The sequence below is a fragment of the Lactobacillus equicursoris DSM 19284 = JCM 14600 = CIP 110162 genome (assembly GCF_001434815.1).
GTDB classification, from domain to species: domain Bacteria; phylum Bacillota; class Bacilli; order Lactobacillales; family Lactobacillaceae; genus Lactobacillus; species Lactobacillus equicursoris.
The window spans coordinates 1-10,971 of record NZ_AZDU01000049.1 but is presented as its reverse complement, the minus strand read 5'-3'; the positions used below and the strand labels follow the sequence as shown (position 1 = coordinate 10,971).

10 protein-coding genes are annotated in these 10,971 nt (G+C 48.5%); 2 read left to right on the top strand and 8 right to left on the bottom strand.

The genetic code is table 11. From position 1 onward, the window contains the following. Nucleotides 1–96: 96 nt before the first annotated feature. The 8 genes from FC20_RS08080 to FC20_RS08045 all read right to left on the bottom strand — a co-directional run bounded on the left by FC20_RS08080 (nt 97) and on the right by FC20_RS08045 (nt 8,949). Complete coding sequence (locus tag FC20_RS08080) at nt 97–1,062, bottom strand: alpha/beta hydrolase family protein (RefSeq protein ID WP_008460920.1); 966 nt, start codon at nt 1,060–1,062, stop codon at nt 97–99. 109 nt (nt 1,063–1,171) lie between these two features. Next, complete coding sequence (locus tag FC20_RS08075) at nt 1,172–3,349, bottom strand: RNA degradosome polyphosphate kinase (protein ID WP_008460917.1); 2,178 nt, start codon at nt 3,347–3,349, stop codon at nt 1,172–1,174. 2 nt (nt 3,350–3,351) lie between these two features. Further along, on the bottom strand, nt 3,352–4,863 hold the full coding sequence (locus FC20_RS08070; protein WP_008460915.1) for an HD domain-containing protein: 1,512 nt from the start codon (nt 4,861–4,863) through the stop codon (nt 3,352–3,354). A 218-nt stretch (nt 4,864–5,081) separates the two neighbouring features. Continuing rightward, a complete protein-coding gene (locus FC20_RS08065; RefSeq protein ID WP_008460914.1) occupies nt 5,082–5,945 on the bottom strand; it encodes a transporter substrate-binding domain-containing protein in 864 nt (287 codons plus the stop codon). Nucleotides 5,946–6,027: 82 nt separating this feature from the next. After that, nucleotides 6,028–6,696 carry an amino acid ABC transporter permease gene (locus tag FC20_RS08060; protein ID WP_008460912.1) on the bottom strand — a complete coding sequence of 223 codons (669 nt, stop codon included), beginning with the start codon at nt 6,694–6,696 and terminating at the stop codon, nt 6,028–6,030. A 13-nt stretch (nt 6,697–6,709) separates the two neighbouring features. Further along, nucleotides 6,710–7,351 (bottom strand): amino acid ABC transporter permease, encoded by a 642-nt coding sequence (locus tag FC20_RS08055; RefSeq protein ID WP_008460910.1) that lies wholly within the window; start codon nt 7,349–7,351, stop codon nt 6,710–6,712. Next, a complete protein-coding gene (locus FC20_RS08050) occupies nt 7,351–8,187 on the bottom strand; it encodes a glutamate ABC transporter substrate-binding protein (RefSeq protein ID WP_008460908.1) in 837 nt (278 codons plus the stop codon). Before FC20_RS08050 ends, FC20_RS08055 begins: the two co-directional genes overlap by 1 nt. Nucleotides 8,188–8,208: 21 nt before the next feature. Further along, on the bottom strand, nt 8,209–8,949 hold the full coding sequence (locus FC20_RS08045) for an amino acid ABC transporter ATP-binding protein (protein ID WP_008460906.1): 741 nt from the start codon (nt 8,947–8,949) through the stop codon (nt 8,209–8,211). A 449-nt stretch (nt 8,950–9,398) separates the two neighbouring features. Here FC20_RS08045 and udk (FC20_RS08040) point away from each other — a divergent pair, with 449 nt between their 5' ends. Then, nucleotides 9,399–10,052, top strand: a complete 654-nt coding sequence (gene udk / locus FC20_RS08040; RefSeq protein ID WP_008460904.1) for a uridine kinase — start codon at nt 9,399–9,401, stop codon at nt 10,050–10,052. 6 nt (nt 10,053–10,058) lie between these two features. Beyond that, the gene (udk, locus tag FC20_RS08035) at nt 10,059–10,688 is read left to right on the top strand and encodes a uridine kinase (RefSeq protein ID WP_008460902.1); all 630 of its coding nucleotides are present in this window, start codon (nt 10,059–10,061) and stop codon (nt 10,686–10,688) included. The last annotated feature ends 283 nt before the right edge of the window (nt 10,689–10,971 follow it).

Below are 10,971 nucleotides of genomic sequence, written 5' to 3'. Positions count from 1 at the left end.
AGATACTAGTAAACTTAAATTGATATTTTTGATTACAATTTTTTACAGCTGTTGGCTACCCTATCTCTCTCAATTATACAAAAAAGGCGAGTAGAATTACTCGTCTTTTTCGTCTTTTTGCTTTAATTGGTCAATTTCTTTTTTTAGCTTTTGGTCCTGGCCTTCAAAGTCCTTCAAAAAAGTCTGGTTGAAGACCCGGTCCTTGACCTGGGTCAGTTTCTGGCTGGTGATCTTCTTCCAGTCGCTAACCCGGTATTCGTCTTTGCCGGACAAGAATTGAGCCAGTTCGCTGGTCCCACTTAAAAAGCGGGTCTGCATCTGGCTGGACTGCAGAAAGCGGCTGTCCACTTCTTTTTCTAAAAGCCGTCCCTGGTCATCAAAGCGGTAGCCGCCCCACATGTGCTGCTTGATGGGGCTGATCGGGAGACTGTCGACATAGTGAAGCTTGCCAACCATCTTGTGGGTAGCCGTGTAGCCTAGAGTCACGGGGTCATAGATGTCAACGTAGGTGTTGATCTTATGCCGCATCTGGCCAGCAACCTGGCGCTGGCGTCTGGTCAAAAGTCGCCAGATATTGGTCCCCTCATAGAGGTAGGCGGCCCCGATCTGGGAGGGGTGGCGGCAGTTGGCCAGGGCATAGGCGGCGTTGATGGCGCCCAGAGAATGCCCATAGATGTAAAAAATGGCATCTGGGAATTCCACCAGCCACTTGTTTAAGTAGCTGGATGCCGTCTTTAAGGCACTAGGCAGCTTGGGGCGGCTGGTCAGCATGGCCACAAAAATCGGCCAGTTAGTGTTCAGCCACTCATCCCGCCAAGTAGTGGCGTTGCCGTTACGCAGGCCCGACGACCCCTTAAACAGGACCGTGACTTCGTCGCGGCGACCTGCCTGATTTTCGATCACGTAGGCCTGCATCCCGTCTTGGGCATAAACGTCCCGGACAATGCGGCCGATCAGCTTTCCATTAACGACGAAGTCATCGCCAACATTCAACCCCTCATAGGCCTTTTTGGTTAAGCAGACCCGGTCATAGTCGGTTAAAAGCTCGTTAATCATCGTCATCATCGCCTAGCAAGCACTTGCCAAAGGCCTGGAAATCTTTTTCCATCTGGTCGATCTTAAAGGTCTCCAGCTCATGCTTATCCATTTTCATCTGATCACCCTTGCCTAACTACTTTTCTTCTTGGTCTTCCAGCTCGCTTTCTTGCGGCTTCATGGCTTCAAAGGCATCCTTGGCCTTGGCCTTTTCTTCTTTTTCTTGTTCCTTGACGATGCGAACCTTTTCGGCTGCTTCTTCGATGAAGTAGTCTTGGCTGCTGAAGGCCACTTGCCCTCTTCGATCAGCGTGGATCCATTCAGTCCCGTGCAGGATGCGGGCTTGGATGTTGTCTTGCCACATCTTGGCAAAAATGTCCAAGACTCTTTCCTTCAAATCTTCTTGCAGGATTGGGAAGAGGGTTTCCACCCGCCGGTTCAGGTTCCGCCGCATCATGTCGGCACTTGCGCAGTAGACTTCTTCTTTGCCGTCATTGTAGAAGTAGTAGATCCGGCTGTGTTCCAAGAAGCGGCCCACGATAGAGTGGACTTCGATATTGTCGGAAATGCCTGGGATTTCGGTCTTCAAGCAGCAGATCCCGCGGACAATCAAGTGGATCTTGACGCCGGCAGCGGAGGCTTCATACAGCTTGGCGATAACGCCTGGGTCTGACAGAGAATTCATCTTCATGTGGATTTCCGCATGGCGGCCTGCTTGGGCAATGGCGATTTCGTTGTCGATCTTTTCATAGATAAATTGCCGGATCAGGTTTGGCGAAATCCGCAGCTTACTGAAGTAAGGCGGCTTGCTGTAGCCTGACAGCATGTTGAAGAGGTTGGTGGCATCAACGCCCAGGTCCCGGTCGCAGGTAAAGAGACCGATGTCAGTGTAGAAGTGGGCAGTGACGTCGTTGTAGTTACCCGTACCCAGGTGCAGGTAGCGGCGGATGCCGTCTTCGTCGCGGCGGATTACCAAGGTAACCTTGGTGTGAGTCTTTAACCCTACCAAACCGTAAATGACGTGGCAGCCCATCTGTTCCAGGGTCCGGGCCCAGTGGACGTTGTTTTCTTCGTCAAAGCGGGCCTTCACCTCAACCAAAACCGTAACTTGCTTGCCAGCCTTGGCGGCTTGGCCCAAGTACTTGATGATTGGGGAGTTGCCGGACACCCGGTACAGGGTCATCTTGATGGCCAAAACGTCTGGGTCCTTAGCGGCTTGCTTAACGAAATTCAAAACGGCGTCAAAGCTGTCGTAAGGGTGCTGCACTAAGTAGTCTTTTTCTCTGATGGAGTCAAAAATGTTGTGGTCGCTGCGCAAGGCTGGGTCGACAAATGGGGTCATTGCTTTGTAGCGCAGGTCATCATGGCCTTCCACCATGCCTGGCAATTTCTTCAAGAAGGTCAAGTCGATTGGCCCGTTGATGGTGAAGACGCTGGCTTCTTCTACCTTTAGCCGCTTCATCAGGTGCTTGAGCAGCTTAACGTTCATTGAGGTTTCAACTTCAAGGCGGGTTACGTGACCGTGCTCTCTGTCTTCAAGTTGCTTTTTAACGGCAAGCAAGAAGTCAGAAGTGTCGCTTTCTGAAACGTCTAAGTCCATGTCCCGGGTTACCCGGTAGCAGGCTGCCTGGCGGATTTCGTATCCATCAAAGAGGCGGTCGGCAAAGGCTTTGATGATGTTTTCAATCAAGATAAAGTCGTTTTCCCCATCTGGCAACTTGATCAAGCGCGGGAAGATGTTAGGCACTCTGACGGTGGCAAATTGGTGCTCGCCCGTCTCTTGGTCCTTGAGGCGCAAGGCGATGTTCAAGGAATCATTGTTGATGAATGGGAATGGCCGAGACTGGTCATCAGCCATTGGGGTCAAGACTGGGTAGAGCTCGTTATTGAAGTAGCGGCGGATGTATTCTTCTTGGTCTTCAGACAGTTCATCGATTTCCAAGATGTTGATGTCGTTTTTCTTCAGTTGTGGCAAGAGTGAGCGTGAATAAGTGGAGTAGCGCTTTTCTACGACTTCGTGTTCCTTCTTGTTGATGGCCGTCAATTGTTCAAGAGGCGTCATGCCGCTAGCATCATGGCTCTTGACCTTGGCTGCGACCAACTTAGACAGGGAAGCCACTCTGACCATATAGAATTCGTCGACGTTAGACTGGGTGATGCCTAAAAAGTTAGCCCGTTCCAAAAGCGGCTCATCTGGATTTCGGGCTTCATCCAGGCAGCGATCGTTAAATTCCAGCCAGCTGAGTTCCCGGTTGATGTAATACTTTGGATCAGAAAACTTGTTCTTTTTTTGCTTATTTTTGCTTTCAGCCATTATTATTTACCCCTCTTCTGCTTCATGGCAATCTTCATCCCAAACACGGCTTGAGCCAGCGGTACGTTCTTTTCAAAGACCCAGCGCTCCAGGGTCAGGTCGCTCTTGCTGGTGACGGTGATCAGCATTTGGTCGTCTTTGATAGAAACCACGATCTTGCTGATCTTCTGCTTTCTGGAGGCGTCTAGACTGTTGGCCAAGCGCAAGATGGCAGCGAGTTTGGCAACCCGGACTTGGACGGCTGGGTCCAGGCTCCGGTAGCCCTGTTCTTCATCGTTTAAGTTAGTGATGTCTTGGTGCTTTAAGATGCTGATCAGCATCGCGTTTTCCCGGTCAGACAGGCCGATGATCTGGTTGGCATCGATGATGTAAGCTGCATGCTCATAATGGTTGTGGAAGTTGATGAAGTTGCCAATATCATGTAAGCGCGCCGCAATTTCCAAGAGCTGACGGTCACGCTTGTCCACCATGCCGGCATGGGCCAGGCGATCAAAAATGTGCAGGGCAAACTTATTAGACAGGTTGCTGTGCTTGCCACCTGATTCGTAGCGGCGGGCAATATTTTTGGTCGCCGTCAAAACAATGGTGGAGTATTCATCTGGCCGGTACTTCAGGCGCGCCGCTTCTTGCAGCATCAAGCCCGTGATTGCTGAAGACTCGGTCAGGGTTATCTTTTCTGGCTTGATCACCTTGTTTAACTGATTAACCAAGACGATAGTTGGCTTCATCCGGGCCAAAGAGTCGACTGTCAAGTTGTACTTTTCCATCAGGTACTGGTCTGGTGCTTCTTTAAAGTCGTTATAAACCTTGGCAAAAGTCTCTTGCTCAATGACTTGGGCCCGCTCATGGGGCTTCAGGCTCTGCTCGCCTTGGCTAGACACGTGCTGGATGATGAGCCGGGACTTGCCAGTCGGCTTTTCAATGGTCTTGAAAGAAACCAGTTTCCGAGAGATGTAGTCGCTGATGATGTCGATCGGGTCGATTGGGGTGTCCCGGGTCATGGCCGACATTTCTTCGATTTCTTCTGGCCCCAAGGCAAAGTCCCAGGTTGAGACATAGTTTTGCCCCTTAAACAGGGTCAAGTTGAGCATGGCGCTCCCGGTACTGAGCAGGTAAGTTGATTCATCTGGTGCCAGTTCACTAAATTGCGGCAAGGCCATCCCAGCAATGATCTTGTAGTAGGCAATTTGCGCCCCGTTCAGCCATTCTACGTCCAGCCCCGTCCGGATCTTGATCTGGTCAGACAGGTAGCGGGCAGAAATCTTGTCTAAAAGCTGTCTGTTCCCGTAAACCTTGCAGTTGTCGATCCCATATTCGGCGAGCTTCCTCTTGAAGCCGATCAGGGCATCAGTCAGGCGTGGCAATTCGTTTTCATAAACCTCGAATTTTTTCCCGCCTTGAACGAATTGGGCTGAGTTCAATTGTTCAAGGATCGTCATTTTTTTCAAGTCAACGATAAATAATCTGGCTTGATATGATGATATGTATATAAGACCAAATTGTCTTTTGCTCATATTTATCTCCTACGTTTTCTAAGCAAAAAAGTTCAGCTGTAAGCGCTGAGTATCTAGTTTTAATTATACAAAAAACTACTTTGTTTGGACCCTTTTTTGCTAAAAATTCAGGTAATTTTTGCTTGATTTAACTTGCTTTTAAAAAAGAAAGACACATTCAAAGAGAATGCATCTTCATCGTTTAATCTATTAAAAATTGAAAACTAAAAATTAGTTCCTTATTTGTCACTAACCGTTGTCTTGGACGATTCCTTGATGTTGAAACCTGGAACGCCAGCAAACCACTTCTTCATCAAGCGCTGGTAGGTCCCGTTTTTCCGTAAAATAGCCAAGGCTTGGTTGACCTCCTTGGTAAACTTGGTCTCGCCCTTCTTAATCCCGATCCCGTAAGGCTCCACCGTAAAGGTGGTGTCCAGCATGGTGAACTTATCGCTATCATCGGCAATCAGCCCTGCTAAAACGGCGTTGTCACTGACCATGGCATTAGTCTTGCCTGCCTTGAAGGCGTTGTAGGCAGAACCGTAGTCATCGTAGAAGATAACCTTGGCCTTTGGGGCGTACTTGTGGACATCGGCGTCGGCAGTTGACCCCTTAACAGCGGCAATAGAGTACTTAGAATTGTTAAAAGCCTTGATCGACTTCAGCTTGCTCTTCTTGGGCACGATCAGGGTTTCTCCGGCCATAAAGTAGGTGTCTGAGAAGTTGATGATTTTTTCCCGGTCTGCCGTGTCGGTCATGGTGGCCATGACAGCGTCCACATTGCCGATTTTGAGGTCCATGATCCGGGATTTTTCACTGATGTATTCAATCTTCATCTTCCCGCTAGGGCCCAGTATCTGCTTGGTGATGGCCCGGGCTAGGTCGACTTCAAAGCCCTTGGCTTTGCCGGTCTTTACGTCCATCATGCTAAAGAGGCGCGTATCTGCCCGCATCCCCCAGGTGATGGTCTTAGATGAGTGCACCCGGTTATAGGTGGTTGTGCTTTCTCCCGTAGAGTCGCTGCTCTTTGAGCAGGCACCTAAAAACAGGGATAACAGCAAAACCGCCATTAAGGCGGTCATTTTTTGCAGTTTACGTGCCATTTTTCCTCCTTGGCAAGGCTGAACTGGTTTCATTTCAAATATTCTTCTTTTCTTTCTAACGGTTTTTTTAGCTTTTTAAAAATTAGTACTTGATCTTCTTGCTGATGTAGTTAGCAAAAGTTGACAAGGCAAAGCAGATGATGAAGTACATTACCGCTACTGCCAAGTACATTGGAATCATGTAGCTGGTGTTTTGGTTGTAGATGATTTCGGCGTGGTAGAGCAGCTCTGGCAAAACGATGATGGTTGCTAAAGACGTGTCCTTGATCAAGGACACGAACTGCGATAGCAGCGCTGGAATCATCTTGGTCAAAGCCTGAGGCAAAACCACGTGAGTCATGGCCTGCATGTAGGTCATCCCGTTTGACCGGGCCCCTTCCATCTGCCCCGGGTCAACCGCCATAATCCCGGAACGCACGATTTCGGCAATCATGGCTGATTCAAAGACTACCATGGCGATGACGGAAGCCTGGAAGGCATCCACTCTGAGGCCCATGACTGGCAGACCAAAGTAAGAGAAGAAGATGATCAAAAGCAGCGGCAGGTTCCGGATAATGTCAATAATCACGCCGACCACCTTAGAAATTCTAGTTGTTTTGGCATCCACTCTGGTAAAGCGGACCAAGCCTAAAAAGAGGCCGATAATAAAACTCAAAATGATTGAAATCACTGAGACTTCAATGGTTACCCAAAAGCCTTGCAGCAAAAAGTGGATGTTCACCCAAGAAAGGGCTTGTCCTAAATTACTCATTTATTTTTCCCCCTTAAACACCCTTCTTTTCCAAATACTGCATGTAGTAGCTGAGCGGCAGGGTCAAGATCAAGTAGAAGATCCCAACCAAAACATAACTCGGAATAGTTTGGAAAGTATTAGAAGCCACGATGTCGCCTTGGTACATCAGGTCAAAGCCAGCAACGAAGGCCAAGATACTGGAGTTCTTGATCAAGTTGACGAACTGGTTGCCAAGTGGCGGAATCACGATCTTAAAGGCTTGCGGCAAGATGACGTAGCGCATGGCTTGCCAGTAGGTCATCCCGTTTGACCGGGCCCCTTCCATTTGGCCTACGCCCACGGATTGAATCCCGGAGCGAACCGTTTCCGCGATGAAGGCAGAAGAGTAGATGGACAAACCGATCGTCCCGGCTTGAAAACCGGTCAGTTTTAATGGCGTATAAGTTGGCAAAACCAGGTAAAAGACCATGGTTACGACCAAAAGCGGAATATTACGAAAGATTTCGACATAAACCTTGGCCACGCCCCGCCAGAACTTGTTTGGAACGGTTTCAAGAATGGCAAAGCCTGACCCGATGATTAAACTAAAGAACAGGGAAATCAGACTGCAGAGAATCGTGTTCCAAAAACCCAGCAAAAAGGTGGACCAATTTGCCGCAAATAAACTTATCATTAATATTCAGCCTCCTTAATACTGAATCCTGGAATCTTGCCGAACCACTTCTTGATCAGGCGGTGGTAGCTGCCGTCTTTTTTGGCATCCTTTAGAGCCTGGTTAATGGCATCCCGCATCCCCGTTTGGCCCTTGTTAACCGCGATCCCGTAAGGTTCAACGGCAATGGTGCCACCAACCAAGTGCAGGTTCTTGTGCTGGGCCGCAATCCCGGCCAAGATGCCGTTGTCAGTGGCAAAAGCATCCCCTTGCCCAGCTAAGAGGGCGTTGGTACATGAACCGTAGTCGTTGAACTGTCTGATCTTGGCCTTGGGCGCTAAACGGGCAATATCTTCAGCGGCCGTGGTCCCCTTGGCCACGATGACCACCTTGCCCTTTTTATTTAGGTCCTTAATGGACTTGATCTTGCTGGACGTCTTAGTTAAAAGGCTGGTCCCAGCCTTGAAGTATGGCGTTGAAAAATCAACTGATTTCTTTCTTTCATCGGTAATGGTCATGCAGGCCAAAACTGCGTCAATGTTGTTGTTTTTCAGCTGCGGGATCTTGGTTTGCGCCGTAACTTCGATAAACTTGGCCTTGCCATTTTTGCCGACGATCTTTTTAGTCAACAGGCGCGCCAGATCAATTTCAAAGCCTTCCAGCTTGTTGGTCTTGACAGATTTAATCCCAAACAAGGATGTGTCGTACTTGACGCCCCAAGTAATGGTTTTACTTGCCTTAACGTGGTTGTAGACCTTGCTAGAAACGTCCGTTTCAATTGAGCAGGCCGATAACGTTAAAGCGACCAGAGCCGTCATCACCAGGGCCAGTTTGGGGAGGATCTTCTTTTTAAACATGTAACCACTCCCTTCCGGAAATTAGTGATCGATAACCTTGCTTAAGAATTCTTGGGCCCGCAGGTGTTGTGGGTGTTCGAAGAATTCCTTAGGGTTGTGGGAGTCTTCCAAGACTTGCCCTTGGTCAAAGAAGATCACCCGGTCACTCACTTCTCTGGCAAAGCCCATTTCGTGGGTAACGACGACCATGGTCATCCCTTCAGAAGCAATGGTCTTCATAACGTCCAACACGTCTTGGATCATTTCTGGGTCCAGGGCACTGGTTGGTTCGTCAAAAAGCAAGACCTTGGGCTTCATGGCTAAGGATCTAGCGATGGCGACACGCTGCTTTTGCCCACCGGAAAGTTGTCTTGGGTATGAGTCTTCCTTGTCCAAAAGGCCAACCCGCTTCAAGAGGTTTTCGGCGATTTCGCGGTTTTCCTTTTCGTCACGGTGCAAAACAATCCGCGGAGCCAACATGACGTTTTCCAAAACCGTGTGGTTTTCGTAAAGGTTAAAGTGCTGGAAAACCATGCCGACGTCTTTTCTGATCTTGTTTAAGTCAGTCTTCTTGTCGCCTAAGTCATAGCCGTCAACATCTAAAACACCGGATGAAATGCCTTCTAGGCCATTCATGGTTCTGATCAAAGTACTCTTACCAGCCCCGGAAGGCCCAATAATTGAGACAACTTCACCTTCGTCGATGTACAGGTTGATGTCTTTCAAAGCGTGGTAGGTTCCGTAAAATTTGTTGACTTTCTTAAATTCGATAATTGCAGCCATCGTGTTCTCCTTTGATTAACGCTTAATTAAAAAGTACCCAGCGCTTCGCGTTCGCTAGATGTGAGATTGTTCGGATTTCTCGCCCTAAAATTGCCAGTAGACAATCTTGATTACGATTAATTTTTTATTAAATTTACCAAAAAACAAGATATTTAGCAAGTGAAAACTCTGCAAATGCTAAATTTCTTTATCTTTCTTTAATCTTTTTTAGTCTAAGACTTTACTTTTTTAGCTTTTTGCTGGGAAAAAGTTTATTTTCTTTAGTATTACTCTTACTAAAGATAATTATATTAGTTAACTTTCATTTTGCAAAAAATGGTAACGCTATTTTTATGATTTTTTCAAAAAATCGCCGGCAAAAAGGCGAGAATTATCGCTTTTTCCGCAACTTTCACTAGACCCTACCTTTATTCGCCTCTATAATAAATAGTTAAAGGAGTTTTTTTACAATGCCAAAGAAGAAACACCCGATCATTATCGGGATCGCCGGGGGCAGTGGGTCTGGGAAGACGACCATTGCTCATGAACTATATGACCAGTTTAAGAATGACCGCATCCGGATCATTACGGAAGATTCTTACTACAAGAACCACCCGGAAATGACCATGGAAGAAAGAAACCAGATCAACTTCGACCACCCGGATGCCTTTGATTCAGACCTGATGATCAGCCAACTGAAAGACCTGCTTGACGGCAAGGCGATTGAAATGCCGATCTACGACTTCACCACTCACCTCAGAAGCCCAGAAACAGTCCACGTTGAGCCCGCCGACATCATCATCTTGGAAGGGATCTTGGTTTTGGCCTCACCAGAATTGCGGGACTTAATGGACATCAAGATTTTTGTCGACACCGACGACGATATCCGCTTGATCCGCCGCCAGCGCCGGGACATGGCTGAACGGGGCCGGTCTTTTGACTCCATCATCACCCAGTACCTGGCAACGGTGAAGCCAAGCTACCACCAGTTCGTTGAGCCATCAAAGCGCTATGCCAACATCATCGTGCCTGAAGGCGGCGAAAACGACGTGGCTCTAGACATGCTGACGACCAAGGTGCGGGACGTCTTGCGCCGCAACGATTTAGCAGAGGAAGAAGGCTAAGCGGACATGAATCAGGGTAAAAAACCGCTAGTTATCGGACTAGCCGGCGGCAGCGGGTCTGGCAAGACCACGGTTGCCAAGGAAATCAGCAAGCGCCTGCCCCAAGACCGGATCTTGATTTTGCCAGAAGACGCCTACTACAACGACAATTCCGCTTTAACCATGGAAGAGCGGAAAAAAGTTAACTACGACCACCCAAGCGCCTACGATACGGACCTCTTGATTGAGCAGCTGAAGGCTCTTTTGGCCGGGGAAGCCGTAGAGATGCCGACTTACAACTTCAGCATCTTGTCCCGGGCCAAAGACACGATCCACGTTGAGCCCGCCGACATCATCATCTTGGAAGGCATCTTGGTATTGTCTTCGCCAGAACTGCGCCAGTTCATAGACATCAAGCTGTTTGTCGACGCTGACGACGATATCCGCTTCATCCGGCGGCTGCAGCGTGACACGCAAGAACGCGGCCGATCGATTGACTGGATCATCGCTCAGTACCTGGCAACCGTGAAGCCAAGCTACAACCAATTTGTTGAGCCAAGCAAGAAGTACGCCGACATCATCATCCCCCAAGGCGGGGAAAACCAGGTCGCCATCGACATGGTGTCGTCTAAGCTCTTGTCAATTTTAAATAGTTAGGTACAACCGCGCCAGTGATGGCGCGGTTTTTGTTGCTGGGGCGGCGCGGCGGCTGAGATGCAGAGTGACTCAGCCGGTTCTAGATTGCACACAAGTTTACTCAACTGTGGCAAAAGCTGCTCACAATCTTACTCAACTGTGGCAAAAGCTGCTCACAATCTTACTCAACTGTGGCAAAAGCTGCTCACAATCTTACTCAACTGTGGCAAAAGCTGCTCATGATCTTACTCAACTCCGGCAAAAGCTGCTCACGATCTTACTCAACTGTGGCAAAAGCTGCTCA